Origin of the sequence: Streptomyces misionensis (assembly GCF_007896895.1) — a bacterium.
GTDB classification, from domain to species: domain Bacteria; phylum Actinomycetota; class Actinomycetes; order Streptomycetales; family Streptomycetaceae; genus Streptomyces; species Streptomyces misionensis_A.
Genome location: NZ_VOGW01000187.1, coordinates 114,590 through 141,416, shown reverse-complemented (window position 1 = coordinate 141,416; position 26,827 = coordinate 114,590). Strand labels below are relative to the sequence as shown.

At 71.0% G+C, this 26,827-nt stretch carries 23 protein-coding genes and 2 pseudogenes; 12 read left to right on the top strand and 13 right to left on the bottom strand.

All coding sequences use genetic code 11. The annotated features are described in order from the left end of the window. Nucleotides 1–162: 162 nt before the first annotated feature. Nucleotides 163–1,803 (top strand): cytochrome bc1 complex cytochrome b subunit, encoded by a 1,641-nt coding sequence (qcrB, locus tag FRZ03_RS33215; RefSeq protein WP_146468773.1) that lies wholly within the window; start codon nt 163–165, stop codon nt 1,801–1,803. A 53-nt stretch (nt 1,804–1,856) separates the two neighbouring features. Here qcrB and ctaF read toward each other — a convergent pair whose 3' ends face one another. The 4 genes and pseudogenes from ctaF to FRZ03_RS33200 all read right to left on the bottom strand — a co-directional run. Then, complete coding sequence (gene ctaF, locus FRZ03_RS33210) at nt 1,857–2,249, bottom strand: aa3-type cytochrome oxidase subunit IV (protein ID WP_146468772.1); 393 nt, start codon at nt 2,247–2,249, stop codon at nt 1,857–1,859. Beyond that, nucleotides 2,246–3,964, bottom strand: a complete 1,719-nt coding sequence (gene ctaD, locus FRZ03_RS33205) for an aa3-type cytochrome oxidase subunit I (protein WP_146468771.1) — start codon at nt 3,962–3,964, stop codon at nt 2,246–2,248. Before ctaD ends, ctaF begins: the two co-directional genes overlap by 4 nt. 22 nt (nt 3,965–3,986) lie before the next feature. Beyond that, nucleotides 3,987–4,319 (bottom strand): cupin domain-containing protein, encoded by a 333-nt coding sequence (locus tag FRZ03_RS39880; RefSeq protein ID WP_222443432.1) that lies wholly within the window; start codon nt 4,317–4,319, stop codon nt 3,987–3,989. A gap of 99 nt (nt 4,320–4,418) precedes the next feature. Further along, nucleotides 4,419–5,054, bottom strand: a pseudogene (locus FRZ03_RS33200) (molybdopterin-dependent oxidoreductase); the annotation flags it as partial. Between the two features lie 374 nt (nt 5,055–5,428). Here FRZ03_RS33200 and uppS point away from each other — a divergent pair. Beyond that, nucleotides 5,429–7,054 (top strand): polyprenyl diphosphate synthase, encoded by a 1,626-nt coding sequence (gene uppS / locus FRZ03_RS33195; protein WP_146468770.1) that lies wholly within the window; start codon nt 5,429–5,431, stop codon nt 7,052–7,054. Nucleotides 7,055–7,190: 136 nt separating this feature from the next. On the opposite strand, the gene FRZ03_RS33190 is transcribed toward uppS, so the two are convergent. The 3 genes from FRZ03_RS33190 to FRZ03_RS33180 all read right to left on the bottom strand — a co-directional run bounded on the left by FRZ03_RS33190 (nt 7,191) and on the right by FRZ03_RS33180 (nt 9,830). After that, nucleotides 7,191–7,832: a hypothetical protein gene (locus tag FRZ03_RS33190; RefSeq protein WP_146468769.1), complete on the bottom strand. Its 642-nt coding sequence runs from the start codon at nt 7,830–7,832 to the stop codon at nt 7,191–7,193. Between the two features lie 147 nt (nt 7,833–7,979). After that, nucleotides 7,980–8,450 carry a hypothetical protein gene (locus FRZ03_RS33185; RefSeq protein ID WP_186785758.1) on the bottom strand — a complete coding sequence of 157 codons (471 nt, stop codon included), beginning with the start codon at nt 8,448–8,450 and terminating at the stop codon, nt 7,980–7,982. A 183-nt stretch (nt 8,451–8,633) separates the two neighbouring features. Then, on the bottom strand, nt 8,634–9,830 hold the full coding sequence (locus FRZ03_RS33180) for an MFS transporter (protein WP_146468768.1): 1,197 nt from the start codon (nt 9,828–9,830) through the stop codon (nt 8,634–8,636). A gap of 38 nt (nt 9,831–9,868) precedes the next feature. On the opposite strand from FRZ03_RS33180, the gene FRZ03_RS33175 reads away from it, so the two are divergent. The 4 genes from FRZ03_RS33175 (at nt 9,869) to FRZ03_RS40720 (ending at nt 14,998) form a co-directional block, all read left to right on the top strand. Beyond that, nucleotides 9,869–10,528: a CGNR zinc finger domain-containing protein gene (locus FRZ03_RS33175; protein WP_146468767.1), complete on the top strand. Its 660-nt coding sequence runs from the start codon at nt 9,869–9,871 to the stop codon at nt 10,526–10,528. Nucleotides 10,529–10,685: 157 nt separating this feature from the next. Beyond that, a complete protein-coding gene (locus FRZ03_RS33170) occupies nt 10,686–10,889 on the top strand; it encodes a cold-shock protein (RefSeq protein ID WP_146468766.1) in 204 nt (67 codons plus the stop codon). A gap of 924 nt (nt 10,890–11,813) precedes the next feature. Further along, on the top strand, nt 11,814–12,554 hold the full coding sequence (locus FRZ03_RS33160) for an ABC transporter ATP-binding protein (RefSeq protein ID WP_261399461.1): 741 nt from the start codon (nt 11,814–11,816) through the stop codon (nt 12,552–12,554). Nucleotides 12,555–12,586: 32 nt separating this feature from the next. After that, complete coding sequence (locus tag FRZ03_RS40720) at nt 12,587–14,998, top strand: ABC transporter permease (protein ID WP_146468764.1); 2,412 nt, start codon at nt 12,587–12,589, stop codon at nt 14,996–14,998. Between the two features lie 218 nt (nt 14,999–15,216). Here FRZ03_RS40720 and FRZ03_RS33150 read toward each other — a convergent pair whose 3' ends face one another. After that, on the bottom strand, nt 15,217–15,633 hold the full coding sequence (locus FRZ03_RS33150) for a DUF4259 domain-containing protein (protein ID WP_146468763.1): 417 nt from the start codon (nt 15,631–15,633) through the stop codon (nt 15,217–15,219). Between the two features lie 61 nt (nt 15,634–15,694). After that, complete coding sequence (locus FRZ03_RS33145; RefSeq protein ID WP_222443430.1) at nt 15,695–17,299, bottom strand: ISL3 family transposase; 1,605 nt, start codon at nt 17,297–17,299, stop codon at nt 15,695–15,697. 225 nt (nt 17,300–17,524) lie between these two features. On the opposite strand from FRZ03_RS33145, the pseudogene FRZ03_RS33140 reads away from it, so the two are divergent. After that, nucleotides 17,525–18,556: pseudogene (locus tag FRZ03_RS33140) on the top strand (ISAs1 family transposase); the annotation flags it as partial. A 400-nt stretch (nt 18,557–18,956) separates the two neighbouring features. Continuing rightward, a complete protein-coding gene (locus FRZ03_RS33135) occupies nt 18,957–19,478 on the top strand; it encodes a hypothetical protein (protein ID WP_146468761.1) in 522 nt (173 codons plus the stop codon). A 290-nt stretch (nt 19,479–19,768) separates the two neighbouring features. Here FRZ03_RS33135 and FRZ03_RS33130 read toward each other — a convergent pair whose 3' ends face one another. Further along, on the bottom strand, nt 19,769–20,824 hold the full coding sequence (locus FRZ03_RS33130; RefSeq protein ID WP_146468760.1) for an aldo/keto reductase: 1,056 nt from the start codon (nt 20,822–20,824) through the stop codon (nt 19,769–19,771). A 116-nt stretch (nt 20,825–20,940) separates the two neighbouring features. Here FRZ03_RS33130 and FRZ03_RS33125 point away from each other — a divergent pair, with 116 nt between their 5' ends. From FRZ03_RS33125 to FRZ03_RS33110, 4 genes are all read left to right on the top strand, one after another. After that, complete coding sequence (locus FRZ03_RS33125; protein ID WP_146468759.1) at nt 20,941–21,774, top strand: helix-turn-helix transcriptional regulator; 834 nt, start codon at nt 20,941–20,943, stop codon at nt 21,772–21,774. 136 nt (nt 21,775–21,910) lie between these two features. After that, complete coding sequence (locus FRZ03_RS33120; RefSeq protein WP_146468758.1) at nt 21,911–22,219, top strand: hypothetical protein; 309 nt, start codon at nt 21,911–21,913, stop codon at nt 22,217–22,219. Between the two features lie 57 nt (nt 22,220–22,276). Next, a complete protein-coding gene (locus tag FRZ03_RS33115) occupies nt 22,277–23,536 on the top strand; it encodes a nucleotide sugar dehydrogenase (RefSeq protein WP_146468757.1) in 1,260 nt (419 codons plus the stop codon). 157 nt (nt 23,537–23,693) lie between these two features. Further along, nucleotides 23,694–24,227: an EF-hand domain-containing protein gene (locus FRZ03_RS33110; RefSeq protein ID WP_146468756.1), complete on the top strand. Its 534-nt coding sequence runs from the start codon at nt 23,694–23,696 to the stop codon at nt 24,225–24,227. Nucleotides 24,228–24,308: 81 nt separating this feature from the next. On the opposite strand, the gene FRZ03_RS33105 is transcribed toward FRZ03_RS33110, so the two are convergent. From FRZ03_RS33105 to FRZ03_RS33095, 3 genes are read right to left on the bottom strand one after another with little or no spacing between them, the layout of a single operon-like run. Further along, nucleotides 24,309–24,740, bottom strand: coding sequence for a DUF6917 domain-containing protein (locus FRZ03_RS33105; RefSeq protein WP_146468755.1), 432 nt, complete (start codon nt 24,738–24,740; stop codon nt 24,309–24,311). Next, nucleotides 24,737–25,687: a Gfo/Idh/MocA family protein gene (locus FRZ03_RS33100; protein WP_146468851.1), complete on the bottom strand. Its 951-nt coding sequence runs from the start codon at nt 25,685–25,687 to the stop codon at nt 24,737–24,739. The genes FRZ03_RS33105 and FRZ03_RS33100 overlap by 4 nt, the downstream gene beginning before the upstream one ends. Further along, nucleotides 25,684–26,811, bottom strand: a complete 1,128-nt coding sequence (locus FRZ03_RS33095; protein WP_146468754.1) for an Ldh family oxidoreductase — start codon at nt 26,809–26,811, stop codon at nt 25,684–25,686. The genes FRZ03_RS33100 and FRZ03_RS33095 overlap by 4 nt, the downstream gene beginning before the upstream one ends. Nucleotides 26,812–26,827: the final 16 nt, after the last annotated feature.

Genomic DNA, 26,827 nt, shown 5'->3' with positions numbered 1-26,827 from the left:
GCCGTCGAAATGCGTGTGCCCTCGGCATGCCTGCGCAACAGGCCGGTGGATCATGCCCAAGATTGAATCACGCGGCACTCGGCGCTCTGGCTGTGCCGCGCGGCCGATCGAGCCGCGCGGCACCACGGCGCCGGCCGGGACGTGGAGGAGCGTGGTGCGGGCATGCCGACGGGACGGCGCAGGGCGGTACTCGAGGCGAAGGCGCGACAGACCGCGTTCCAGGCCTACGTGGTGGCGGACCGGCGCGCGCCGGTCTCGGAGCTCGCCCGGCAGCTGATGCGCAAGGCGTTCCCCGACCACTGGTCGTTCCTGCTCGGCGAGATCGCCCTCTACAGTTTCGTCGTCCTCGTCCTCACCGGCAGCTATCTGACGCTCTACTTCGACCCCAGCCTGGTCCAGGTGCCCTACACCGGTTCGTACGCGCCGTTGCACGGACTGCTGGTGTCGAAGGCGTTCGCGTCGACGCTGCACGTGAGTTTCGAGGTGCGCGGCGGCCTGCTGATCCGCCAGATGCACCACTGGGCCGCACTCGTCTTCGTCGCCGCCATCGGCGTCCACATGCTCAGGATCTTCTTCACCGGCGCCTTCCGCAGACCCAGGGAACTGAACTGGGCCATCGGGGTGACCCTGTTCATGCTCGCCCTCCTGGAGGGCTTCTGCGGCTACTCGCTCCCGGACGACCTGCTGTCCGGCACGGGTCTGCGCACCGCCAACACCATCGTGATGTCGATCCCGGTCGTCGGGACCTCCCTGGCCTACTTCGTCTGGGGCGGCGCCTACCCCGGCACGCTGCTCGGCCAGCGGCTCTACATCCTGCACGTGCTCTTCGTCCCCGGCCTGCTGATCGCCCTGATCGCGGTGCACCTGGTCCTGGTCGTCTATCTGAAGCACACCCAGTGGGCGGGGAGGGGCAAGACCAACCGGAACGTGGTGGGACAGCCGATGTACCCCTCGTTCACGGCCAGGTCGACCGGGCTGTTCCTGATCGCCTTCGGCGTCACCGCGCTGCTGGCCGCGGTGGCCCAGATCAACCCCGTGTGGAACTACGGCCCCTACATCCCCGACCAGGTCTCCACCGACGCCCAGCCCGACTGGTACGTCGGCTTCCTCGAAGGGGCGCTGCGGCTGATGCCGGCCGCGGAGACCGTCGTCGCCGGGCACACCCTCATGTGGAACGTCTTCCTGCCCGCGATCGTGCTGCCCGCGCTGCTGTTCGCCGTGCTGTACGCCTACCCCGTCTTCGAGCGGTGGGTGACCGGGGACCTGGTGGAGCACCATCTGTGCGACCGGCCCCGCGACCGGCCGGTGCGCACGGGGCTCGGGGTGGCGGGCATCGTCGCCTACGCCGTGCTGCTGATGGCGGGCGGCAACGACGTGATGGCCTACGAGTTCGGCTTCTCCGTCAACTCCCTCACCTGGCTCTTCCGCATCGCCCTCGTCGTCGGCCCGGTCGTCGCCCACCTGCTCACCCGGCGTGTCTGCCTCGCGCTGCAACTGCACGAACGGCAGGTGTACCGGGAGGGCGAGGAGACCGGGGTGGTGCGCCAGGACCTCGCCGGCGGTATGGGGGAGAGTCACACCGGGCTCGACCCGGAGCGGCGCTACCGCCTGCTGGTCAGGGAGCGCCCCCTGCCCCTGCCGGCCCCCGGGCCCGCGGCTCCGCTGCGTCGCCGCCTTCGGGCGTCGCTGAGTTCCTGGTACTACCGTGACCGGGTCGAGCTGCCCACGACGGCGGAGGAACGGCTTCAGGTCACGGGCCGCACGGCGGACCCGGTGGCGGGCGGGGCCGGCGGCGAGCAGTGAGCGGCACCGGCCCGCCGCGGCCGGTCACCGGGCCGGGAGCGGCCGCGTCCGCCTCACCGGATCTCCCGGTTCCCGAACTGGAAGACCAGGCCGAAGACGCCCGGCCACAGCAGGCCGAAACCGATGAGGACGACCCACACCCCGTAGACGATGCCGACGGCGATCACGGCGGCGCCGAGCGCGGTGACGACCGGGTAGCCGCTGGAGGGCGGGAAGAAGTCGACGATGCCGCTGCGCTCACGGATGTCGGAGTCCTTCCGGTCCTCGGGGCGCCCGCCCTTGCGCCGGTAGTTGATCAGGCAGAAGAACGAGATCACCGACGACATGCAGAAGGCGACGGTCAGCGCGGCGATGCCCGCTGGTTCGCGCGCGAACCAGATGTAGGCGGCGTCGGTGAGGAGGAAGAAGAGGGCCACCCCGGCGAACAGGTACGCCTCGTGTTTCATTCGCTCTGCTCTCCCAGCGTGTCGGGGGTCGGCTCCACCGTGCCGTGGCCCGGCTCCGGCAGTTCCTGCCGCACTTCGGGGTGGTGCAGGTCGAACGCGGGGGAGTCGGAGCGTACGCGGGGCAGCGAGGTGAAGTTGTGCCGGGGCGGCGGGCACGACGTCGCCCATTCGAGGGAGCGGCCCCAGCCCCAGGGATCGTCCACGTCGACCTTGCGCCCGTAGTAGGCGGTCTTCCACACGTTGTAGAGGAAGGGCAGGGTGGACAGCCCGATGAGGAAGGAACCGATGGACGAGATGGTGTTCAGGGCGGTGAAGCCGTCGGCCGGCAGGTAGTCGGCGTACCGGCGGGGCATCCCGATCTCGCCCAGCCAGTGCTGGACGAGGAAGGTGGTCTGGAAGCCGATGAACAGGGACCAGAACTGGATCTTGCCCAGGCGTTCGTCGAGCATCCGCCCCGTCATCTTGGGCCACCAGAAGTAGAACCCGCCGAACATGGCGAAGACGATCGTGCCGAACAGCACGTAGTGCAGGTGCGCGACGATGAAGTACGTGTCGGTCAGATGGAAGTCCAGGGCCGGCGAGGCGATGACGACGCCGCTGAGCCCGCCGAGCAGGAACGTCACCAGGAAGCCGGCCGACCACAGCATCGGCGTCTCGAAGGAGACGCTGCCCTGCCACATGGTGCCGATCCAGTTGAAGAACTTCACGCCGGTCGGGACCGCGATCAGGAAGGACATCAGGGAGAAGAAGGGCAGCAGCACCGCGCCCGTGGCGAACATGTGGTGGGCCCACACGGCGGCCGACAGCATCGTGATCGCGATCGTGGCGCCCACCATGCCGACGTATCCGAAGACCGGCTTGCGGCTGAACACGGGGATGATCTCCGTGACGACACCGAAGAACGGCAGCGCCACGATGTACACCTCCGGATGGCCGAAGAACCAGAACAGGTGCTGCCACAGCAGCGCCCCGCCGGAGGCCGAGTCGAAGATGTGGGCGCCGTAGGCGCGATCGGCCACCAGCGCCAGCAGGATCGCGGTGAACACCGGGAAGGCCAGCAGCACGAGGATCGAGGTGAACATGATGTTCCAGGTGAAGATCGGCATCCGGAACATGGTCATCCCCGGCACCCGCAGACACACGATCGTGGCGATGAAGTTGACGGCGCCGAGCGTGGTGCTCACCCCCGCGACCGCCAGTCCCATGGCCCACAGATCGCCGCCGTGGCCGGGGGAGTGCACCGCGTTGTTCAGGGGCGCGTAGGCGAACCAGCCGAACGGCGCCGGGCCCTGGTCGACGAGGAAGCCGGAGAGGACGATCAGCCCCCCGAAGAGGAAGAGCCAGTACGACAGCGCGTTCAACCGCGGGAAGGCGACGTCGGGGGCCCCGATCTGCAGCGGCATGACGGCGTTCGCGAACCCGGCGAACGTCGGGGTGGCGAACAGCAGCATCATGATCGTGCCGTGGATCGTGAACAGCTCGTTGTACTGCTGATTGGTGACGAACTGGAGCCCCGGCCGGGCCAGTTCGGCGCGCATGATCATCGCGAGGACGCCGGCGAACAGGAAGAACGCGAACGAGGTGACGAAATACAGGTGGGCGATCTTCTTGTGGTCGGTGGTCGTCAGATAGTCCCGGATCCGCTGACCCGAGGGCACCCGGGGTTCACGGGTGGTGACATCCGGGCCACCCGGCCCTGAACGTGTCTGTGTCATGAACGCCCTCCACGCGCCGGGGTCAGGCGGCCTTGACGACGGTCGGCAGCACGGCGTAGTCCTCGAGGGCCGCCAGGCCGTGCCGGGCCGGGGGCACGACGAGCGGATCACCGGCCATGCCCTCCCACACCTCGTCCCCGCGGTGCGGCCGTACCCGTCCGCGCAGGACGACCACGGTGGCCTCGCCGGGGTTCTCGTGGTCGGCCGGCGCGGTGCCGGCGCGCAGGGCGACGAGGGTCCGGCGCAGGGAGTGGTCATGGCCGCCGTAAAGGGTCTCGGCGCTGCGGCCGGTGGAGGAAGCGGCGGCCCGTTCCAGGTGTTCGCGGGCGCGGGCGTCGAGGGACAGCTGCTGCATGGCGGGTGCCGTTTCCGTGTCGGTGGCGGACGTCAGTGGCGGACGCCGATGCGGCGCCGGCGGCGTCCGCTGGTGCCGGGTTCGGTGGGATGGGCGGCGGTAGAACGAGGAGATCGTGCCGCCGATCACCGACAGGCACCTTGTCCCGGCCGCGTACGACGCCATGGACATCGCCGGGATCGGCGGGAACCCCACGATCCGGTCGGGACCGTACCGCTGCACGGTGTGCACCTGCGCCGCCATCACCGGCTCGGTGACCTCCCGCCAGTCGCAGCGCACGAACCCGCCCCTGCCCCGCGCCCGTTTGTGGGCGGCACACCGCGCGGGATCGGCCGTCGGCCACTCCCACGCCTCGACCGGGTCCGCGTGCCGCCCCTTCGCCCGCCGCCACAGGTCGAGCAGCGGGCCGCGCACATACGGGGAGCGGACGCGGGTGGGCGAGTAGGTGTACCAGGAGAAGGACGCGCCGCGCGGGCAGCCCCGGGGCTCGTGCTCGGGGGAATCCGGCCCGACCGACGGGTAGTCGGCCGCCTGCGTCTCCCCGGTGGACAGGACGTCCTCGACGACCCGCCACGAGCGCGACCCGGTGCAGTTCACCCCGTGGGTGGAGCGCACGTCCCGGTCGTGGCGCCACCGCTCCCGGCAGAACTCCTCCGCGGCCCGCCCTCCCTCCCGGAACAGCACCCGCCGGTCGGCCGGCCGGGTGCCGGGGAAGAAGTACTGCGCCGCGCGCATCAGCCGCTGTGCCGCGGCATCGGCCCGGTCGGTGCTCACCCCGTTCGCCTCCTCGGATGCCGCGGTCGACCACTCGTGTCTGCACCCCCGTGCCCCGTGCGGCCGGCCGCGGGGGCGGTGTCCACCATGCACCGCCGACGGCCGTCCCGAGCGGGTACGACACTCCGCGGGCCCGGGTGCGGGCGGACCGGATACTCGAAGGGCCGAAGCCCGGCCGCCGGTGCGCGCGCCGAGCGCGTCTCCCGGCCGGCCCGGCGCACCGCCCGCCCCGCGTCCGCCGCGGAGCGGGGCCGGCCGGTACGCCACCAAGGGGCCCGTGGGTCGTTGGCACTTCGGAGGCCGCCGCCCGAGGCGGCCGGAGGGGAGGCCCGCACATGCGCGGGAGTGCAGAGGGGTTCGGGGACACACCGGAGTTACGCGAGGCGTACGAGGTGTGCGAGGCCGAGGTGCGGCGGCACCTCGGCCGGCTGTGGACGGCGATCGGGGCACTCCTGCCCGAAGCGGTCCGCCCGTTCGTGTACGCGATCGCCGGCTGGGCGGTGCGCACGGACCGGATCGCCGACGAGGGCTCGCCCGGGGACCGTGTGGAGCGGTTCGCCCGCTGGCGGGCCGGCACCATGGCCGATCTGAGCTGCGGGCACAGCGGGCATCCGGTGCGGCGCGCGTTCGTGGACACCGTGCGCCGATGGGACCTCGACCGCGCCCTGGTCGAGGAGCACCTGGAGACGGTCGCCGCGGACTGTGCGGCGGTACCGGACTTCGAGTCCTTCGCCGACCTGCGACGCCATCTGCGGGGATGCTCGGGGGCCACGGCCGAGCTGTGGGCCGCCCTGGCGGAGCCGCGGGGGCCGGAGGCCCTGCGGCTGGTTTCGGTGCTCGCCGAAGCCTGTCAGCTGGGGGACCTGTTCGAGGACCTGCCGGCCGATCTGGCGGCGGGCCGCTGCTATCTGCCCCGGGGCGATCTGCGCCGGTTCGGGCTGGAGCCCGGCGATCTGCGGCGCGGCGCGCCCCGCGAGAGGCTGGACGCGTTCGTGGACGTCCAGCTCGCCCACTGGCGCGCGTTGCTGGACGAGGTGGTGCCGGTCACCGGGATGGTGGGGAAGGCGTACCAGCCGTTCGTGCACTCCCTGCTGCTCGGCGCGCAGACGTACTACGACGAGGTCACCCTGCTGCGCTCCGAGGTGCTGACGGCCGGCATCGAACCGGTGCGGCTCGACGGCGAGCCCGGCCGGCGCCGGGCCCGGCCGGTTCCGGGAGCGGTACCGGGGCATGTCGCGGTGATCATGGACGGCAACCGGCGCTGGGCCCGGGCCCGCGGGCTGCCGCCGGCGCAGGGCCACCGGGCGGGCGAGCGCGCCACCCTGCGGCTGGTCAACGCGGCCCTGCGGCTGGGCATCCGGCACCTGAGCGTCTACGCGTTCTCCACGGAGAACTGGGACCGCTCACAGGACGAGCTGACCGCGCTGTTCGAGGCGCTCGCCGAGGGGATCGCCCGGGACGCGCGGTGGCTGCACGGCCTCGGTGTTCAGGTGCGCTGGTGCGGGCGGCGCGACCGGATCGACCCCTCGCTGGCGTCCTCGATCGCGCTGCTGGAGAGCATGACCTGCCACAACGACGTGCTCATGCTGACCGTCTGCGTGGACTACGGCGGCCGGGAGGAACTGACCGCCGCCGCCCGCGCGCTGGCCGCCGAGGCGGTGTCCGGCGCGATCCGGCCCGAGGACATCGGCCCCGCGGATCTCGCCCGGCACCTGTACGTGCCGGAACTGCCCGACGTCGATCTGCTGGTGCGTACCTCAGGCGAACTGCGGATCAGCAACTTCCTGCCCTGGCACCTCGCCTACGCGGAAATGGTCTTCGACCCCGTCCCGTGGCCGGACTACGACCTGGCGCGGCTGCGGGAGGCCGTCACCGCCTACGCGGCACGCGCGCGCCGCTTCGGCGGCGACGGCACCCTGCCCGTTCAGACCGGACACGGGAAGCGGGCGCACACCGGCTGACCGGCCGGGCCGGCGGACATCGGGCCCAGCGTCCCGATCACGGTATTCCGGCCGTCCGTTCGTCCGCCGGTCTGTTCGTCCGCCCGTTCGTTCGTCCGGTCGTCACGGTCTTCCGGTTCTCACGGTCGTCCGGCCGTCACGCCTTCGGCGGGGTGTACACGCCCTCGGCCGTCACATGCCCCAGCACCGTGGCGGTCGTGAAGTCCGCCTTGCCGAAGGTGCCGGCGAACGCCTCCACCATCTCCGGTGTGGGCCGCAGCGGCACATCGGCGATCCGGACCCTCATCGGCTCGCCCAGCGGCACGCTCTCCGTCCTCAGCACCCCCTCGTGCCACTCCGGCCGGACCACCGCGCGGTGCCCGACCTCGACTCCGTTCGCCACGGCCTTGCCGGACGCCAGTCCGTCCCGCAGCACGCCCTCCAGATCGGTCACCCGCACGGTCGCGTCCGGCGTGCGCACCTGGACCCCGCCGCCGAGCCGCGCGTCGCCGTGCGCCCGCTGCGGGTCGGCCAGTGCCGGGTCGCCCTGCCCGGAGCGCACGGGGAACCGGATGGCCTTGCCCTTGGCGTCCTCGACCAACCGGGCGGGGGCCACCGGCTCCACCACCGCCTGGAAGCGGTCGAGCAGCGCCTGGGCCCGCTCGGTCCAGCGGACCTCGATCCAGCCGTCGGACACCGTGCCCAGCCCGGCGGTGTCGGCGGCCGCCGTACCCGTGAACTGCGCCAGTAACGGCGCGGCCATGGCCGCGCCCAGCACCGAACGTCGCGTTGCGCTCATCGAAGTGCCTCTCTCGCTCCTGCGGACCGCAGGCCACGGTCCGCAGGGAGCATGGGGCACCGCGGCCCACCGGGCGGAGCGGTGAGGAGCAAACCGCCCGAAGGGGTGACACACCGGTCCGGTCGTGGTGGTCCGGGCGCCGTCGGCTCAGCGGCCCCGGGGGAGCGGCGCGGCTTCCGGCAGCGGGGTGGTGGCCCCGCCCGGATCCTCCTCGGGCACCGGGAGCGGCTGGCGGCACGGCGTGGAGGTGTCGAGACCCGGTGCGGCCCGGACGAGGTCGCGGGCCACGGCCCTGGCCGCCGCGGGGGTCGGTGCGCGGACGGCGAGGAGGCGGAAGGGAGCGGGCGGCCGGAGTTCGACGCACACGACGGGTTCGCCGGGCCGTACGACCACGAAGTCCACCCCCGCCTGGTGGCGTCGGGTGCCGGTGCTGCGGGCGCCGGGAACCGAGACGCCGCGCCGGGGGACCCCGCGCAGCGCACGCCACCAATCGGCTTCGACCGTCACCCGGCGTACCGCCGCCAGCGGCACCCGTACCTCGCGCCGGCGTGCGGCCGCCCGCTCGCGCAGTGCCAGGCGCACGACCACGTCGTCACCGTCGACCAGCATCCGTGCCATGACGCGACCCTTCCGTTCCCCATCCTCGCCCCCCGGGCGGCCGGATGTCCTGCGCGAAAGGGCGTCGCCGTACGCCGACCCCGCCCGCGCCACGGCGCGGCCGGCGCGCCCCTCCTGCCGGTGCCGGTGCCGGTCCCGGACGGCGTCCTCGGGGCCCTCCTGAAGAGGACGGCCCGGCTGAACTCAACAAACGTGGCGCTCGGACGAGTCGATGGTTTCCGACGGGATCGCGAGGAAAGCCAGCGCTGCGAGGACCGCCACACTCGCTGCGAGGGCCAAAGCGCCTGGCAGGGACCAGGCCACGAGCGGTCCGGTGACCGCTGCCCCCAGGGCGAATCCGGTGATTTTCAAGCTGGCGCCGGTGGTGAAGATCTGGCCGCGCAGTTGCTCCGGAGCCTCCCGGTGGCGGATGGCGAACAAGGCGGCCAGCTGGGGACCTTCACCGACCCCCGCTGCGAGTACGGCCACGATGAGCACTACGGGTGGCCCCACGGCGGCCAAGGCCAACGCGACAGCCTGGACCAAGACGCCGGCCCAGATGATCGTGTCGGGGGCGACGGAACGCGGAAACCGGGCGAGTACGGCATTGGCCACCAGGGCGGAGGTCGCCGTGCAGGAGAGCAGCACCGCGCCGCGGCCGGCTCCGCCCAGGGCACGCTCGCCCAGGAGCGGGACGCACGCCGTCAGCATGCCCTGGGAGACGCAGGAGACGACGGAGGCGAGGGTCGCCCGGGCCAGAGGCGGCCTTCCGGCGATGAGCCGTATTCCGGCAGTAAGGTCGCTGATCACCGAGGCCCTCCGGGCGCCCCGCGCCCGCCCCGGACGGGCAGGCAGCATCCACGCGGCGGGCAGCGCCGAAGCGATGAGCACCACGGAGATCACCACGGCCGACGGGGCTCCCAACACCTCCGCCGCACCGCCGGCGAGAGCCGGACCGGCCAGACTCGCCACGCTGAACGTCATGGCGTCGAGCGCATTCGCCCGCGGCAGGCGGTCGCCAGGCACCACACGCGGCAGTTGGGCCGTCCACCCCCCTGACAGCGCCGGCCCCAGCAGTCCCGTCACCACGGCGGTCAGGATGGTGACACCGAACGGCAACCGGCCGAGTCCCACGAGAATCACCCCCAGCCCCGCCGCATACAGGACAAGAGCCCCGGCCAGCAGGCGTCCCGGTCGTCCCGATCTGTCGAGGAGCACCCCGAGCACCGGCCCTCCCACCGCGGCAGCGATCGTGATGCCCGCAAGCAGCGACGACGCTTCAACGGTCGACCCGGTCAGGGCGAATCCCGCCAGCATCAGTGCCGGTCCCGACATCTCGTCCCCGGCACGAGCTGCCACTGCTCCAGCGAGATACAAGCTGAGTGAGTAACGCCTAGTCATCAGCGAGACGTTACGTAGATAACTCAAAACTCAGCAAGATGCGTTACATTCCACAGGTGCTCTCCCACCGCGACGACTGGGCCACCCGGCACTCCGTGCTGACCACGGCTCGACGGACCGCCGCCCTGATCAACGCCCTCGCCGACGACCACCCCGACCCGGCCGACGTCGCCGACGTGCTCCGCGACTACGGCGAGACCGACCCCATCGACCTCACCACCAGCGACGTTGCCGGGATGCGCGCGGCCGCCACCCTGCTGCGGCAAGTCTTCGCCGCCGAGCACGCCGATGACGCCGCGGCCACCCTCAACCGCCTCCTGCAGGACCACACCGGACCTCTCCGCCTGACCTCCCACGGCGGCAGCACCTCCTGGCATCCCCACCTCGACCGCGACGACAACGCCCCCTGGGCTGAGTGGCTCCTCGCCTCGTCCTGCATGGCCCTGGCCGTCCTCGTCTGGGACCGCCAGCGCCCGCCCGGCAGGATCTGCGCATCACCCAGCTGCGAGAACGTCTTCATCACCCAGGGCAGCGGTCCGGAACGCCGCTACTGCTCCCGCCGGTGCGCGACCCGCGAACGAGTCGCAGCCCATCGACGCTCCCGCTCCGCCAAGCGGTCGAACGACATCAAGCAGTCGAACGACATCAAGCAGGGCGCTCAGGATCCGCCGCGACATCACCCGAGCCCCGGAAGCTGACGTGGCGCAGTGTCGGACCGTGGACTGCCTGGCCGTGCCGTCGGCCGTATGAGTGTCCCGTTGCGGGGTAGTACGGGTGTTGGTTCGTGCGGTTGCGCGAGCCGGAGCTTGCCCGGGTGAAGGGCTGTTCCCGGGCGTGAATGAAGGATCAACAGGTATGGCCAGCGGCACCGTGAAGTGGTTCAACGCCGAGAAGGGCTTCGGCTTCATCCAGCAGGACGGCGGGGGTCCGGACGTCTTCGCGCACTACTCCGAGATCAAGGGCAGCGGGTATCGCGAGCTGACCGAGGGCGAGCACGTCACGTTCGACATAGGCCAGGGCCCGAAGGGCCCGCAGGCGCAGAACATCGTCCGCGGCTGAGCGGGCGGGAGAGAGTGTAGAGCGAGGCGGTTGTCCGGTCCGGCAGCCGCCTCGCTCACGCAGTCGGTCCGTACGAAGGTGCCAGTCGGCCCGGCCCCGCGGGCGCGCTGCCCGGCACGTGCCTCGTCTTCGTGGTGCGGATGCGACAGCGGGCCGCCGCCAGAGCGGCCGATCACTGCGCCGGGACGGCCGATGTCGTCGCCGACCAGGATCACCTTGGGCACCAGCCATCCGGCGTGCGAGTCGAAGAGCGCTTCGGCCACCTCCCGCACGAGTTCGTCCTGTGTGGTCCGCGAAGCCACCAGCTTCTCGCGGTCGATGGACACCACCATCCAGCAGGTCGCGGCCTCGAACGGGCACGGCTTCCCCAGTGCGACGGCCTTCGCCAGATTCTTCCGCCACCGCACCGCGGAGACACCGACCGCGTTCCGAGCCCGAGCTTGAGGAGCGTAGGCCCGATCCAGCAGTGAGCTGCACTCACGGGAGTCGGACCTGCGCGCCCCGGCCCCTACCGCAGGGCTTCGGCGTAGTCAGATGACGTCCGGTTCATGCTGATCTGTCGGACTGGTTCTCTTCACGAGATCCGGCAGCAGTAGTTCAACACTTCGCCGACACTCGAACCGGGCCGCGTTCGATGTCCATGAGAGCGAACAGCACCCGGCCGCCGGTGGCGGGCTGCGGGTGTCTGCGCCGCACGGCCGCCACCTACTCGAGTGAGGAGCTCCGAGTCAGGGGTTCCTCAGGGTCGAGATCAGGGGCAGTCCGGAGGCGTGGATGCCGCGAACAGCCCTAGCGTCGGTGCGGCGGGTGACCGATGCCCCCGACCGATGCCCCTATGGAAAAGGCGAGCGAGTGTTCCGGAACAAGGTTCTACCGGCACGGGCTTCGAGCCCGGCCTTCGTCGGTGCGGAGAGGGTGGGCGACATTGTCCGCCTGGCCGCCGTGCACAAGACGTACGGTCGTGGCGACAATCGGGTGCAGGCGCTCGACGGGGTGGACGTCGACTTCGAGGCGGGCACTTTCACCGCCATCATGGGCCCTTCGGGTTCGGGTAAGTCGACGCTGCTGCAGTGTGCGGCGGGCCTCGACCGGGTCGACGCGGGCCAGGTCCTGCTCGACGGCGCGCCGCTGCACGACCTGTCCGAGCGCGCCCTGACCGAGCTGCGCCGTGAGCACATGGGCTTCATCTTCCAGTCCTTCAACCTGATCCCGGCACTGACGGCCCGGCAGAACGTCGAGCTGCCGCTGCGGTTGGCCGGGAGGGAGATCGACTCGGAGGCGATCGACCGGGGGCTGGCCGAGGTCGGTCTGGCCGAGCGTGGCGGGCACCGGCCCGCCGAGCTGTCGGGTGGTCAGCAGCAGCGGGTCGCCATCGCGCGTGCGCTGGTGACCAGGCCCAAGGTGATCTTCGGGGACGAGCCGACCGGCGCGCTGGACTCGCGTACCGCGCGGGAGGTTCTGGCGCTGCTGCGCGGTGTCGTCGAGGAGCACGGGCAGACGGTGATCATGGTCACGCACGACCCTGTGGCCGCTTCGTACTCGCAACGGGTGGTCTTCCTCGCCGATGGCAGGGTGATCGGCGAGCTGTTCGAGCCGACGGCTGAGACCGTGGCCCTGCGGATGGCCTCGCTGGAGCCCGGCGGGAGCGAGGCGAATCCGTGCTGAGGATCGCGGTAGCCACGCTGCGTCACCGTTTGATGGGTTTCGTGGGCGCCTTCCTCGCCCTCGCGCTCGGCACGACGATGATCGGCATGATGACGCTGACCCTGGCGGCCACCTTCGGCACGCCGCATCCGGGGCCGCAGCGGTTCAGGGAAGCCCAGGTCGTGGTCGCGCCGCAGGGCTTCGAGGGGCGTGCGATGAAGGCCCCGGCGGTGCTGCCGGCCGAGGTCGTGGCGAAGGTGAGCGCGGCGGGCAAGGCCACGCCCGACCGCAGTTTCCCGGTGCGGCTGAACCCCGGTTCAGGGGCGACCGGTCACCCGTGGTCCTCGGCCGCCTTCGCGGGCTACCACCTGGTGGCCGGGCGCGCGCCGCAGGCCGCGGACGAGATCGTCGTCGGCGGTGATCAGGCACTGATCGGGCGTCAGGTCCAGGCCGCCACCTCCGACGGCGCCGGCCACTACCGGGTGGTGGGGGTCACCGGCGCGCTCCGGTTCGAGAGCGCGGTCTTCTTCAGCGACACCGAGGCCGAGCGCCTGTCGCCCGGCGTCAACGCCCTGGTCACCGACCAGAACACCAAGCAGCTGTCCGCCCTCGTGGGCGGCCAGGCCGTGGTCCTCACCGGCGACGACCTGACCCGCCTCGACACCGACTCCACCGGCGGCGCCCAGGCCCTGGCCAACGCCCAGGCGATGGCAGGCAGCACGACCGGACTCGCGGTGTTCGTCGCGGTGTTCGTCGTCATTGCGACCTTCGCCTTCGCCACCGAGCAGCGCCGCCGCGAACTGGCCCTGATGCGGCTGGTGGGCGCCGCACCCCGCCAGGTGCGGCGCATGGTCCTCGGCGAGGCACTGCTGATCGGCCTAGCGGCCGCGGTCGCCGGCTGCGTCCTCGCCCCGCTGTGCACCGTGCCGCTGCGCTCCTGGATGCTCGACCACAACGTGGCCCCGTCCTGGTTCACCATCCCCTTCAACCCCCTGCCGCTGCTGATCTCCTTCGTCATCGGCGTGGCCGCGGCGCTGGCCGGCTCGGCCGCCACCCTGGTCCGGGTCTCGGTGATCCGGCCGATCGAGGTGCTGCGCGAGAGCGTGGTGGAGCGCCGCGTGATGACGCCGATCCGCTGGCTGCTGGGGATCGGGATGCTGATCGGCGCCGTCGTCGCGGGGACCGTCATTGCCCGCAGCGAGCCGTACCTGGCGGCCAGCGCCCGCAAGTACGAGGTGGTCCCGGTCCTATACGTCGGCGCGGTCACCCTGCTGGCCCCAATCCTGCTGCGGCCGATCACCCGGCTGCTGATCGGCCCGCTGCGCGGCTCGGCCAAGGCCGGCCCGCTGCTGGTGCGCGAGAACATCCTCACCTCCCGGCGGCGTACGGCCGCCACGGTGGCGCCGATCGTGGTGGCCGTCGGACTGGTCGCCACCCTGCTGACGATGCAGGAGTCCGGTGACGCCGTGGTGCTCGCCCGCCAGCAGCAGGAGATCCACGCGGCCAGCGTGGTGGTGCCCGGCGGCACGGGGATCGACGCGCGGACGCTGGAGAAGCTGGCGGCCGTGCCCGGAGTGCGGGTCACCCCGGTCACCTCGATGAACATCCGGATCGGCACCGCGAAGGGCGAGCAGATCGACTCGCTGAGCACGAACGCGGTGCCCGCGTCCACGCTGGGCACCACCGTCACGCCGCCCGTGCTCTCCGGCTCGCTCACCTCACTGCCGGAGAACTTCCTGGTCATCGACGAGCACGCGGCCCAGTCCGACAGTCTCTCGGTCGGGGACCAGGTGGTCACCCTGCTGCCGACCGGCACGCGGGTGACGGCCGTCATCGCTGCCATCGTCGCACGCGGCCTGAATGGCGACGACACCTACCTGTCCGCGTCGCTGACCGGCGCGGTGATGCCCAGCCGGGTCTACCTCGACTCCCAGACGGGCACGAGCCAGCCGCTCGACGAGCAACAGACGGTGGCGGTGAACCAGGCGCTGGCCGACTCCGGCGCACACGTCACGACCTACGACGCCTACCTGCAGGCCCAGCGCGCGCACGCCGCCGAGCAGACGAACAACGCCGCCGTGATCATCCTCGGAATCGCGCTGGCCTACTCGCTGATCGCCGTCGCCAACACCCTGATCATGGCGATAGCCGGACGACGGCGGGAGTTCGCCCTGCTCGGGCTGGCCGGTACGGTGCGCAGCCAGATCGTGAAGGTGGCCGCGGCCGAGTCGGCCATCGCGGTAGTCGTCGGCACCGTCCTCGCCGCCGTGGCGACCGGCCTCGCCGCGGTCACCCAGCACGCCTCGCTGAGCAAACTCGTAACCGCAGCACCGACGGTGATCCCGGGGACCCAGATCGGGGGGACCATCGCGCTCTGCGCCCTCGTCATCCTGGTCACCGCGTCGCAAGCGACCGCACGGGCAACCCGCCGACGGGCGATCGAAGCCGCAGGCATCCGCGAATAGGACACGGCCGGCCGGCACCACGCGCGAACCGCTGCTTCGTTCCCAAATCTCGTCAGCCACTGTCGCCAGCGGCTGCTCGGCGTCCCTGCCGAGCGCCCTGGCGCCGTCGAACCCGGTGAACATTTCGACTCGCTCACGGCGGCCAGATGCCTCCCGAACCGATGCACAAACGCCGTCCGGTCTGGGGTTCTGGCTCGCTTTCCGTGACGTGGTCACGATTAGTGACCAGTGGGTACTTCGAGTGCCTGGAGGATCCGTTGCACTTCCTGACGCCACTGGTCGGCGTCGGTACTGTCCACCCACCCCGTCGCCATTTCTGATCCGTCCTGGAGTACCCGGTCCAGTGCGAGCCTGGCCAACGCGCGGAGTGATGCCGGTAGTTTGGGCAGCGGTTCCCTCGGACCGTCCTCTGGATCGATCGTGATGGGGCTGTCCGGGATGGTGCTGGCGACGAGGGCACCAGCAGCAACGGCTTCGGCGCCGTCTCCACCATCGACGCGTGCTCCTGAGCTGGTGACTCGTTGGAATGCCCGCTCAAGCACGTCGATGACCTGCTGGTGGGTGAGCCCCTCAAGTTCATCGACGAAGTCTGCGGCGAGGTCGCTGTCGAACGGGCCGGTTCCCCACGTTCCCATGCATGGCTCCTGGTATGGCTGTCTCGGATGGAGGCAGGATTCCAGGCGCGTCTGACATCGGTCATGGGGCGAGGAGGACTCGCTTACGGAGCAGTGCGAAGCCGGCACGTCCGAACATCTGGCGCTTGAGCATCTTGATCCTGTTGACGTGTCCTTCGACGACGCCGGAGTTCCAGGGCAGGGTGAGTCCGGCGATGACCGCGTCGCGGTCTCGGTCGATGCCTGCCGCGAGAGTGTGGAGGCTGGGCAGGTCGTCCTGGCGGACGGCGTCGAGCCATTGCGGGAGCCGTTCGCCCTGGCGCTCGGTGAGCATCCGGGCGAAGGACCGGACGTGACCGGTCAGGGCGTCGAGTTCGGGGCAGTTGGCCAGGACGGCCTTGAGCCGGAGCTGTTCGCTCTCGGTGAGGGATTCCGGGCGACTGAGAATCCATCTCGTCACCACGCGGGGTGCCGGCGGCTGTGCGGTGACCGGTTGCGGTGAGGTGCGCTTTTCCCGCAGGTAGGCGCTGACCCGGCCGTAGCTTCCTCGGTAACCCAAGGGAGCGATCTCTTCCCAGAGCTTCCAGGCGTTGGTGCAGCCCTCGTCCCAGCGCTCGTCCAGGTAGGGCTTGTACTCGTCGAGGACGGAGGTTCGGTTGTGCTGCCACTGGCCGCGGAAGAGGTCTTCCGGCCTGGCCGCGTCGGCGAGGCTCTTGACGGTGCGGTGGGTCATGTGGAGCCGGCGCCCGATGGAGCGGCGGCTGTGACCGGCTTCCAGCAGGGCGTGGACGGTGGCGTGTCTGGCCCGGATGCGGCTGGCGAACCGGTCGCTCTTCCACGGCGAGGTGGGTGCTTCCTCGGGCGAAGTGGGGTCATCGGTTTCCTTTCCGGCCGGTTCGGGGACGAGGGCGCGCAGGCACTGGCGGTGGTGCGAAACGGCCCGCTCGGCGGCCTCGCCGAGGTTGTGCCACAGGTGCCATCGGTCCGCGACCTGGATCGCCTGGGGTGCCCCGGCCGTGGCGCCTTCCGCGAAGAACGGAGCCCGGTCCCGGCAGATCACCTCGATCCCGGGGCGCTTCGCCAGCCACTCGGCCAGGCTGGATGCCTCCCGGTCGGGCAGCAGGTCCACCGGCCGGCGGGTATCGCAATCGACCAGAACCGTGCCGTAGACGCGGCCCTTGCGCGTCGCGTACTCATCGACGCCGACCACCCGTGGGGACGGTGCCTCCGGCTTCGGCAAGGCCGTGAGCAGCCGCAACACCGTGCTGCGGCTGACGGACACCTCGAAGACTCGTGCCATCCGGGCGCCGGCCCGGCCGGCCAGGGCGAGGCCGACCGCGGCCAGCGTCGAACGCAGGCGCTCGGTCCACCGGCTGTGCCGCCGGGTCAGGCCCGGTAGTTGCTCGACAAACGTCCGTCGTCCGCACGCAGCGTTCCGGCAGAAGAACCGGCGGACCCGCAGGCAGAGAACCACCCGCCGCCCCGCGCTGGGGACATCGGCGGGAAAGCGCAAATAGGAGCTGTGTATTCGGCTCGACTGGCTCCCGCAGCCCGGACACCCCGCCTCGGCCGCCGTACTGCGGGCCTCGACGTGTACAGCTTCGCTGTTCACGTTCACCGACAGCACCGCCAGGTCCGCGATCGCCGGGAATAACAGCCCCTCCAGTCGGAGCGGTGTCTCTTCCACGACGCTGAACTGTCGGCCACCCCAAGGTTGGTACTGATCATTTTCAGGCAACCTCCGGGAGGTTGATCCGAGCGTCAGTCGTCACTCAGCGTGCCGTCTTCACGGAAAGCGAGCCAGAACCCGGTCTCGTGGCCAGAGCCAGTCGGACGGCTACCTCCCAGAACACGACAGGCACGGCTTCCAAGATCATGGAGTCTCTACGCCCTGTGATCCGAGTGGAAGACCGTGCCTGCCGACGCATCATCACCGATCCCACCTGCCCTTGACCAGCTCCGCGAGCAGCCCGCGCCCAGCCCCGACGAGATCCCAGGGCTGCTGGAGCGGCTGGCCGAGGTGCCGGACCCGCGCCACCCCCGCGGAGTGCGCCATGCCTTGGCCGTCGTACTGGCGCTGACCGCGTGCGCGGTGCTGACCGGCGCGACCTCGCTGTTGGCGGTCGGTGAGTGGATCGCCGATGCCCCGGCCCACGTGCTGGAACGTCTCGGTGTTCGGCCGGCTCCGCTGATGCCCAGGCGGCTGGTACCCGCCGAGTCGACGGTCCGCCGGCTGCTGACCCGCATCGACGGCGACGCGCTGGACCAGGCGGTGGGTCGCTGGCTCGCCGACCGCCGCCCGAAAGCAACCGGTGCCACTGACCTGCGCGGGGTATCGGTGGACGGCAAGAGCCTGCGTGGCGCCGCCAAGGCGAAAGGCCGCAAGATCCACCTTCTCGCCGCCGTCGAGCACACCACCGGTCTGGTCCTGGCCCAGATGGACGTCGGCGAGAAGACGAACGAGATCACCTGCTTCCAGCCCCTGCTGAACACCGTCGCCGACCTCGCCGGTGTGGTCATCACCAGCGACGCCATGCACACCCAGCGCGAGCACGCCGAGTACCTCCTTGGGCGGAAGGCCCACTACATCGTGATCGTGAAGGGCAATCAGAAGAACCTGCGCAAGCAGCTCACGTCCCTTCCCTGGAGGGATATCCCGCTCCTGGGCCGCACGAAGGAGAACGGCCACGGACGCTCCGAGATCCGCCGGATCAAGGTCGCCACGGTGGACAACCTGCTGTTCCCTGGCGCCGGCCAGGCTATCCAGATCAAGCGCCGCCGCACCGACCGAAAGACCGGCAAGACCACCATCAAGACCGTCTACGCGGTCACGAGCCTCACCGCCGATCAGGCCAGTGCGGCCCAGCTTGCGGAGTCGGTTCGCCGCCACTGGAACGTGGAGGCGCTGCACCATGTCCGGGACACTACGTTCGCGGAGGACGCCTCCCAGCTGCGGACCGGCAACGCGCCCCGCGCGATGGCGGCCTGGCGCAACCTGGCCATCGGCGCGCTGAAGCTTGACGGTGTCACCAACATCGCCGCCGCCCTTCGCCGCAACGCCCGCGACCCACGACGCCCGCTCACCCTCCTCGGCCTCGGGTGATCACAAAACGGACATCAGCCGACTACGCCGAAGCCCTGGCCCCTACCGGACAACGATCGCGCCAACCTCCCGACGTCCGGCGGGCTTTGGCCGTGCGAAGCTGGGTAATTCCATGTCCACCGACCGCGGAACCAGGGTGCGAGCTACATTATTTCCCCAAACTGCTCAACCGCATCGAAGAGCCTGCTGCGAGCTACACCCCTCATTACGTCGGCTGGTACATCCGGGAGTTGAACGCTTGATGGCGATCACATGGCGGGCCGCCCGCATAGCCGTTTGCGTGTTTACTGGCGCCCTGGGGGTGGCCGGCTGCGGCTCCGGTCATCACGACACGCCATCGGCAACCCGATCTGCCCACCACACCGCGCCACCGGCAACCCCCTCGACGACCAGTGCAACTACTGATCCTCGCAGTCCTTCCGTCCACAAGGCCCCGGCGATCGGATCGGACGGCATCACTCCCCTGACCGGCGCCACTTCAGTCAAGGGAAGTGCCATCTATCCGATTCCAGGTGGGATCAAGGCGGGAAAGACTCTGGCGATCGCGATCAATTGCCAAAGTCCGGGTCGACTGACCGTCCAGGTGCAGCCAACCGGTATCTCCTTTCCGCTGCTGTGCGAAAAGGGCAGGGTTCTGCCCGCGATGAACGAAATCCATATGTCCAAGGATCATTCCACCAGTTCGCTGCGCTTCATTTCCGAGCCCAACGTCACGTGGTCGTTTGCGGTCGGCTGGGACCCCCATCCGCCCCAGCAGCAGTAAGTCGCCTGCTCCAATACCGCAGCAAGAGCGATGGGCGTCGAGACGTCCCGGCTCATCTGCTCAAACTACGGGTCAGCACCGACACTCAACCCGTCGCTCAACCAACCACCTGGTTGAAAAACAAGCTGACGGCGGACCACGGGGCCGCCGCGTACCCGCGGGCCGGGGACCCGGTGCCCCGGCTTCCGCGCGTCAGCGCACCGTGAGGGTCACCAGGCTCGCGGCTCCCGGTCCAGAGGTGTCGGAACCGGGCCACCGCCGCGGCGCCGTACGCGTCCCGGGGGCCCGCGTCAGCGGCGGGTTTCGATCTTCAGACCGCCCGCGGTCACCTCCCGGATGTGGGCGCTGGCGAGCATGTCGTGCGGGTAGCCGAGTGCGACGGCGCCGGCCGCGTCGAGGCGGGCCAGTTGGGAGGCGGTGAACTCGACCTCCAACGCACCCAGGTTCTCCTCCAGTTGGGCGGGGGTGCGGGCGCCGATGACCGGAGCGGTCACGCCCGGATTCCGCAGGGTCCAGGCCAGACCTACCTGGGCGGGTGTGCGGCCCAGCTCGGCGGCGACCTCTTTCACGACGTCGGCGACGGCGAGGCTGCGTTCGGTGAGCGTGCCCAGGGCGAGGTTGAGGCTCTTGCGGCCGGACGCCGCGTCCGGCGTGGCCAGGTCGGCGCGGCGGTACTTGCCGGTGAGCACCCCGCCGGCCAGCGGCGAATAGGGGATCACCCCGAGCCCCATCTCGCGGGCCATCGGGATCAGTTCGCGTTCCCCGGCGCGTTCGGCCAGGTTGTACTCGATCTGCAGCGCGACCAGCGGTGACCAGCCGCGCAGATCGGCGATCGTCTGCATGCGCGACACCTGCCAGGCCGGGGCGTTGGAGATCGCCGTGTACAGGACCTTGCCCTGCCGGACCAGATCGTCCATGCCGCGCAGGATCTCCTCGACCGGCGTCGTGAAGTCCCACACGTGCAGGTAGAGCAGATCGATGTAGTCCGTGCCGAGCTGCCGCAGGCTCGCGTGCACCGAGCCGAACAGGCTCTTGCGGTGACCGCCCCCGGAATTCGGGTCGTCGCTCCGGCGCAGCGTCGTGTACTTCGTCGCCAGCACCAGGCGCTCGCGCCTGCCGCGGGAGAAGGCGCCCAGCAGACGCTCGGAGCTGCCGTCGGTGTAGGTGCCGGCGGTGTCGACGAAGTTGCCGCCCCGCTCGACGTAGAGGTCGAACAGCTTGCGTGCCTCGTCCTGTTCGGCTCCCCAGCCCCAGTCGGTGCCGAAGGTCGCCGTGCCCAGCGCCAGCGGTGAGACCCGCAGGCCCGAGCGGCCCAGCAGCCGGTAGGTGTCGAGGGTGAGCGACATCGTGTCCTCCGTGTTCGTGATCGGTTGCCGGGAACAAGACTGTGACCGCGGCGGGCGGCGGGTAAGGGAGAGAGGATCCTGGGAACGCCGGTCCCACCCTGGCGGTTGCAACGGACATGACGACCCACACCGTGGACACCACACAGGAACTCGCCGCGTTCCTGCGGACCCGCCGCGAACGGCTCGACCCGCGCGCACTCGGTCTGCCCTCGCCCCGGCGGGCCCGGCGGACCCCGGGACTGCGCCGCGAGGAGGTCGCGGACCTGGCAGGCGTCAGCGTCGACTACGTCGTGCGGCTGGAACAGGGGCGCGGCCCGCGGCCCTCGGCGGACGTGGTGGACGCGCTGGCCCGGGCGCTGCGCCTGGCCCCCGCCGAACGCGCCTACCTCTTCGGCCTGGCCGGGCAGCGCCCCCGCAACCCCGACGAGCCCACGACCACCGCGGCACCGACCCTGGCCCGGCTGGTCGCCGATCTGTCGCCGCTGCCGGCCATGCTGCTGAACCACCGCTACGACATCCTGGCCTGGAACCACGAAATGACACGGCTGCTCGTGGACTTCGGCACCCTGCCCCCGGCGCGGCGCAACGCGATACGGGTCTGCCTGACGCACCCGGAGACACGCGAGCTGTACGTCGACCGGGGACGCGTCGTGCGCGACGGGATCGCCCACCTGCGCGCCGCGTGGGCCGCGCATCCGGACGACCCGGCGCTGACCGGCCTCATCGCCGAACTCATCGCGGCCGATGAGGAGTTCGCGCGCCTGTGGAACGAACGGGACATCGAGGTGAACGGCCGCGGTGACAAGGTGCTGCGGCATCCGGACGCCGGGGTGCTCACGGTCCGCTTCGAGGTGCTGACGCCGCTCCAGGACCCGGACCAGCGACTGGTGATCTTCCGCGCCGCGGACGACGAGAGCAAGGCGGCACTGGACCGGTTGTGCGCGCGCTGATCCGTCACCACGATCCCCTTTTCGTCAATTTCGTTTGACCGTGTCGCCGGTTCAGGTGCATGCACGTCGTCCCGTGCTTATCCGGTGCCTCACCAGAAATAATCAACTCAACGACGCCACTGAAATGGAGTAATAGATGCGCCGTACCCGTATCGCCCTGCTCGCCGCGGCCAGTGCTCTGTTCGCGGTATGCGCCACCGCCGGCACCGCCGGCGCGGCGGAAGAGGGCGACGTCGTGGTGTTCAGGACGGAACTGACGCCGTTGACCGTCTATCACGACCCGAACGGGTGCCACAAACTCCCGCTGGACGCCCATGTGCTGGCGAATCGCACCGACCGGCCGGTCACCGTCTACGGGGACCCCTTCTGCCTGACGCCCGGCCTCGTCGTGCCCCCCGGGCACGGCTCCCACGTGGCGCCCGGCAGTGGCAGCTTCTCCGCCTGAGCCCCGCCCGCCCCGCTCGTCGCACACCCGCTTCCACACCCTGGAGAACCTGCACAGATGGCCGCCGAACTCGTCGTCATGGGGCTGGGGCACGTCGGGCTGCCGCTCTCCCGAGCCGCGGTCTCGGCCGGCCTGGCGACGGCCGGGTACGACGTGTCCGAGACGGTGGTGAAGGGCCTGTCCAACGGCCGTTCCCACGTCGGCGGGGTCTGCGACGCCGAGGTCGCGGCCATGCTGGACGTCGGCTTCCGCGCCACGGACGACCCCGCCGTACTGGAGGGCGCGCAGACCGTGGTGATCTGCGTACCCACCGGACTCACCGAAGGTGGCCTGCCCGACCTGTCCGCCGTCGAGGCCGCGGCCGAGGCCGTCGCCGCCTGGCTGCACCCCGGCATGCTCGTCGTCCTGGAGTCCACCAGCTATCCGGGTACCACCGAGGACGTCGTACGACCCCTGCTGGAGCGCGGCAGCGGACTGCGGGCCGGCGAGGACTTCCACCTGGCGTTCTCCCCCCAGCGCATCGACCCCGGCAACACCACCTGGAACATCCACAACACCCCCAAGATCGTGAGCGGTTGCACCGCACTGTGCGCCAAGCACGCCGTCGCGTTCTACTCCCGGTTCGTCGACCAGCTCGTCGTCGCCCGGGGCACCCGCGAGGCCGAGATGGCCAAACTCCTGGAGAACACCTACCGCTACGTCAACATCGCCCTGGTCGACGAGGTGGCCCTGTTCTGCCACCAGACGGGCATCGACATCTGGGACGTACTCCACTGCGCCGCCTCGAAACCCTTCGGCTTCGCACCGTTCAGTCCCGGACCCGGCATCGGCGGGCACTGCATCCCCGTCGACCCCCGCTATCTGGCCACCCGGGCCGAATCCCAGGGCTTCGCCTTCCGCACGCTGGCAGCCGCCCAGGACGTACTGAGTCGCATGCCGGACCATGTCGTGAACCGCGCCCTGACCCTGCTCACAGAGGCGCACGGCCGCCCCGAGGGAGCGCGGGTCCTGCTGCTCGGCGTCACCTACAAACCCGATGTGGCCGACATCCGCGAGACACCGGCACGCCGGATCGCCGCCGGACTGCTGGCCGCGGGCGCGGACGTGCGGTACCACGACCCCTACGTCGCCGAGTTCACCGTCGGCGGCCGGACCCTGCCACGGGCCGAGAACCTCCAGGACGCCATGGCCCACGCCGATGTGGCCGTCCTCCTGCAAGACCACGCCTGTTACGCCGGCCAAGCGCTCGGCCAGGCCCGCTGCGCCCTGCTGGACACCCGCGGCAAGGCCGTGGGCAGCAGAGTCACCCTTCTCTGATCTCTTCTCTCCCGCCGGTCCCGTCCGGCGCACCCTTCGGCCGGCCCGTCGCCGGCCCCCAGAGCCCGCGCAAGGGCACCGCCCTGCGCGGTCGCGGCCCTGCCCAAGTGCCGCGGTCCGTCATCGCTGTGCAACCATCCGGATCAAGGAGAAACACATGAGCACTTCTGTCGCCAACGAGCGTCTGGCCAAGCGTTTCGACAAGTGGGACACCGACGGCAACGGTGTCCTCGACGCCGGTGACTTCGAGAGCGAGGCCGAGCGGATCGCCCAGAACCTCGGGAAGAACGCCGACTCGCCCGAAGTACAGGAACTCAACAACGCCTTCAGGGGCCTGTACGAGTACCTGGCCCAGAAGGCCGGCGTCGAGGCCGGCGGCGCCATCAGCCGGCAGCAGTTCCTCGACGCCACCGGGGACATGCTGTTCAAGGAGGGCGAGGCCAGCTTCAACCGCGCCCTGTCGCCCATCGTGAAGGCGCTCATCCGCCTGTGCGACGACGACCACGACGGCCAGATCAACGCCCGCGAGTTCCAGGCCTGGCTGTCCGCCGTCGGCGTCCCGGTCTCCCAGGCCGGCGAGTCGTTCCAGAAGGTGGACAAGAACGACGACGGCCAGCTGTCCGAGGACGAACTCCTCCAGGTCGTCCGGGAGTTCCACTTCGGCCAGCTGGAGGTCGAACTGCTCGGCTGACCCGCCCGACCCGCACGGGTCCGGCGACACACGGGCCCATGGACCCCGCCAGGTCCATGGGCCCCGCGCCGTTGCCCGGGATCAGCGAGCCGTACGGTCCTCGCCGTGCCGCCCCTGGGCGAAGGAGACGGGAAGCTCCGGCCGCAGGCCCAGGTCCCGCCCGGTGACCGGGTGTTCGGCATGAATCAGGATGTTGTGGTGATTCGGCAGATGGCAGGCGTCGAAGCCGAGAACGGTGCCGACCACCGCATCCCCGATCCGCACCACGTCCCCCCGGTCGATCACGCCGCCGCACCCCAGCTCGACAAAGCCGAGAAAGCCCACCCGGTCGATCCGCGCACCAGGGCGGGGCTCCCACTGGTCGGTGGTGACCAGCTCGTGCACCTCACCCCGGCGCACACAACGCGCCGCGTGCTCCTCCAGCCGCATGCCGCGGTCCGTGCGCCGGTGCACCAGCACCTTCACCAGCGCACCGCGCACCAGGCGCTTGGTGCCGTCCTCCGCCGGATTCACCGGTCCGCCTCCGTCATCGCCGTACCGACCGCGGGCCGGGCGCGACGATAGGCCTCCTCCACCAGCTCCAGTGCCTGAAGGCCACCGTGCGCCCCCGGACCGGCCGGCGCCCGGGTCCCCGCCAGCACGGCGAACTCCCGCAGGATCGCCTCGTACTCGTGCCACAGCGACCCCTTGAAGGCGGTATGCCCGGCCAGCATGTCCGCGTCCAGCACCTCCCCGTCGGCCAGCTCCACCTCGACGTCCTTGCGCTCACCCGGATACGACCAGTCCAGCTCGACCGACGCCGTCGCCCCGGTGCGCCCGCGCAGCCGGAGCACGGCGTGGCGGTCCACGCCGAAGCCGTCGCGCCGGATCTCGCAGCCGGTCAGGGTGAGGTCGCCGAGCAGCAGCCGGACCACGTCGAGGGCGTTGGGGCCGTTGTCGGCCACACAGCCGCCACCGCAGCGTCCCGGATCCAAGTACCAGTCCTCGCCGCCGAGATGCTCCTCGATGCGCTCCAGATACCGCACCCGCACCGAGCGGATCTCCCGGCCCGCCGTCCGGCGCGCGAGGTCACGGACGGCGGTGTTGTACCGGCGGTGGAAGGCCGTCATCAGCGGGACGTCGTGACGCCGCGCCAGTTCCACCAGCAGGCGCCCCTCGGCGGCGGTCAGGGCGAGGGGTTTCTCGACGCACACCGGGACGCCGGCGGCCAGGGCGTCCCGGCACACCGGCAGATGGACGTCGTTGGGCACCGCCACCACCAGGGCGTCCGGCCGGGCGTCGGCCAGCAGCGTCCGGTGGTCGCGAAAGCGTGCCGCCGTGCCACCGAACCCGTCCAGGGTCTGGGCGCGGGCGTCGCACACGGCGGCCAGCTCCCACTCGGGCAGCCGCTCGGCGGCGGCGAGGTAGTAGGGGGAGATGGCGCCGAGGCCGACCACCCCGAGGCGCAGGGGCCCGGTCATCGGCCGCTCCCGGAGCCGTCGAGGAGACCGAGGGCGGTCAGTTCCTCGTACAGGTGCGGCGGCAGCGGGATGCCGTCGCGGCGCCGCTCGGCCGCGAGTTCCGCCTCCCACCAGCCCGGATAGCGCACCGGTTCGCCCTCGCGCAGCGGCGGGCAGTCGACGAGCGTCCCGAACAGGGACCGGGCCGTGCCGGCCACGTCCGCGCCGGGACGCAGCACCTGGGGGGCGATGGCGAGCAGGAAGAAGCCGATGTCGTCGTCGCTGCCGTGCGGCCGGCCGTCGCCTTCCAGCGCGGCGGGCGCGGGCCCCAGGGCCGCGCCGGAGACCACGGCGGCCAGCAGTTCCACGGCGATGCCGAGCCCGTAGCCCTTGTGGACACCGGTCTCGGGGCTGCCGCCCAGCCAGCGCAGGAAGGCCTCGCCGCGGTCGAAGGCGGACGGGTCGGTCACCGGGGCGCCCGCCGTGTCCTCCAGCCAGCCCGCGGGCACCGAGGTGCCGCGGCGGGCGGCGACACGGACCTTGCCGGTGGGCGCGACGGTGGTGCTCATGTCCAGCAGGAAGGGATGTCCGTCGAGGGCGGGCGCCGCGACGCTGAGCGGGTTGGTGCCGAGCATCGCCAGCGCGCCGCCCGGGGGCCGCGCGATGCGCTGCCCGCCGCAGTTGCTCGCCACCACGCCGATCATCCCGGCCTCGGCGGCGCGCGCGGCGTGGAAGCCGGCGCACCCGAAGTGGGTCGCCCCGCGCACCGAGACCAGGCCGACACCGTGCCGGCCGGCACGTGCCACGGCGTCGTCCATGGCCTCGGCGGCGGCCCACAGGCCCAGGGCGCGGCGGGCGTCGACGACCGCGCAGGCACCCAGATCGGTGAGGGTACGTGGCTCGGCGCGCGGGTCGCAGCGACCCGAGGCGAGCAACGGCAGGTAGAGCCGGCCGAGGTTGAACAAACCGTGGGAGTCGAGGCCGGTCAGATCGCCGTGGCAGAGGGCGTCCGCGGCGAGCCGGGCCCGCGCGGCCGGGATGCCGTGGCCGGCGAACAGATCGGTGAGCGCGGTGCGCAGCCTCGCGTGGTCGACGAGGACGGGGGAGTGCTCGACCGCCGTTTCGGGGGCGGTGGGTGCCGTCATCCGGGTTCCTTACGGG

Bases quoted from the DNA above. Each gene is read 5' to 3' on its own strand.
- FRZ03_RS33170 (WP_146468766.1), top strand. From the start codon at position 10,686: ATGGCCAGCGGCACCGTGAAGTGGTTCAACGCCGAGAAGGGCTTCGGC.
- FRZ03_RS33150 (WP_146468763.1), bottom strand. From the start codon at position 15,633: ATGGGAACGTGGGGAACCGGCCCGTTCGACAGCGACCTCGCCGCAGAC.
- FRZ03_RS33110 (WP_146468756.1), top strand. From the start codon at position 23,694: ATGAGCACTTCTGTCGCCAACGAGCGTCTGGCCAAGCGTTTCGACAAG.
- FRZ03_RS33190 (WP_146468769.1), bottom strand. From the start codon at position 7,832: ATGAGCGCAACGCGACGTTCGGTGCTGGGCGCGGCCATGGCCGCGCCG.
- FRZ03_RS33115 (WP_146468757.1), top strand. From the start codon at position 22,277: ATGGCCGCCGAACTCGTCGTCATGGGGCTGGGGCACGTCGGGCTGCCG.
- FRZ03_RS33135 (WP_146468761.1), top strand. From the start codon at position 18,957: ATGGCGATCACATGGCGGGCCGCCCGCATAGCCGTTTGCGTGTTTACT.
- ctaF (WP_146468772.1), bottom strand. From the start codon at position 2,249: ATGAAACACGAGGCGTACCTGTTCGCCGGGGTGGCCCTCTTCTTCCTC.
- ctaD (WP_146468771.1), bottom strand. From the start codon at position 3,964: ATGACACAGACACGTTCAGGGCCGGGTGGCCCGGATGTCACCACCCGT.
- FRZ03_RS33175 (WP_146468767.1), top strand. From the start codon at position 9,869: ATGCGTTACATTCCACAGGTGCTCTCCCACCGCGACGACTGGGCCACC.
- qcrB (WP_146468773.1), top strand. From the start codon at position 163: ATGCCGACGGGACGGCGCAGGGCGGTACTCGAGGCGAAGGCGCGACAG.
- FRZ03_RS39880 (WP_222443432.1), bottom strand. From the start codon at position 4,319: ATGCAGCAGCTGTCCCTCGACGCCCGCGCCCGCGAACACCTGGAACGG.
- FRZ03_RS33185 (WP_186785758.1), bottom strand. From the start codon at position 8,450: ATGGCACGGATGCTGGTCGACGGTGACGACGTGGTCGTGCGCCTGGCA.
- FRZ03_RS33095 (WP_146468754.1), bottom strand. From the start codon at position 26,811: ATGACGGCACCCACCGCCCCCGAAACGGCGGTCGAGCACTCCCCCGTC.
- FRZ03_RS33130 (WP_146468760.1), bottom strand. From the start codon at position 20,824: ATGTCGCTCACCCTCGACACCTACCGGCTGCTGGGCCGCTCGGGCCTG.
- FRZ03_RS33180 (WP_146468768.1), bottom strand. From the start codon at position 9,830: ATGACTAGGCGTTACTCACTCAGCTTGTATCTCGCTGGAGCAGTGGCA.
- FRZ03_RS33100 (WP_146468851.1), bottom strand. From the start codon at position 25,687: ATGACCGGGCCCCTGCGCCTCGGGGTGGTCGGCCTCGGCGCCATCTCC.
- FRZ03_RS33125 (WP_146468759.1), top strand. From the start codon at position 20,941: ATGACGACCCACACCGTGGACACCACACAGGAACTCGCCGCGTTCCTG.
- FRZ03_RS33120 (WP_146468758.1), top strand. From the start codon at position 21,911: ATGCGCCGTACCCGTATCGCCCTGCTCGCCGCGGCCAGTGCTCTGTTC.
- FRZ03_RS40720 (WP_146468764.1), top strand. From the start codon at position 12,587: ATGGGTTTCGTGGGCGCCTTCCTCGCCCTCGCGCTCGGCACGACGATG.
- uppS (WP_146468770.1), top strand. From the start codon at position 5,429: ATGCGCGGGAGTGCAGAGGGGTTCGGGGACACACCGGAGTTACGCGAG.